This is a genomic window from Lentibacillus salinarum, assembly GCF_042679865.1.
GTDB lineage: Bacteria > Bacillota > Bacilli > Bacillales > Amphibacillaceae > Lentibacillus > Lentibacillus salinarum.
Map to the genome: position 1 here is coordinate 1 of NZ_JBHTNH010000036.1, position 711 is coordinate 711.

Consider the following 711-nt stretch of genomic DNA (forward strand, 5'->3'; position numbering starts at 1 on the left):
CCACGCTTCCACCCCGGACCTATCCACCTCATCGTCTCTGAGGGATCTTACTCACTTGAAGTGATGGGAAGTTTCATCTTGAGGGGGGCTTCATGCTTAGATGCTTTCAGCACTTATCCTGACCACACGTAGCCACCCAGCTATGCTCCTGGCGGAACAACTGGTACACCAGCGGTGTGTCCATCCCGGTCCTCTCGTACTAAGGACAGCTCCTCTCAGACTTCCAGCGCCCACGACGGATAGGGACCGAACTGTCTCACGACGTTCTGAACCCAGCTCGCGTACCGCTTTAATGGGCGAACAGCCCAACCCTTGGGACCGACTACAGCCCCAGGATGCGATGAGCCGACATCGAGGTGCCAAACCTCCCCGTCGATGTGAACTCTTGGGGGAGATAAGCCTGTTATCCCCGGGGTAGCTTTTATCCGTTGAGCGATGGCCCTTCCATGCGGAACCACCGGATCACTAAGCCCGACTTTCGTCCCTGCTCGACTTGTAGGTCTCGCAGTCAAGCTCCCTTCTGCCTTTACACGCTTGCGAATGATTTCCAACCATTCTGAGGGAACCTTTGGGCGCCTCCGTTACCTTTTGGGAGGCGACCGCCCCAGTCAAACTGCCTGCCTGACACTGTCTCCGGACCGGGTCACGGTCCTGGGTTAGAATGTTCGTACAGCCAGGGTGGTATCCCACGGGTGCCTCCACGTAAGCTGG

General features: G+C 57.4%; 1 rRNA gene. It reads right to left on the reverse strand.

The features are described from left to right. Positions 1-711 (reverse strand): 23S ribosomal RNA (locus ACFQ4A_RS16380); the annotation flags it as partial.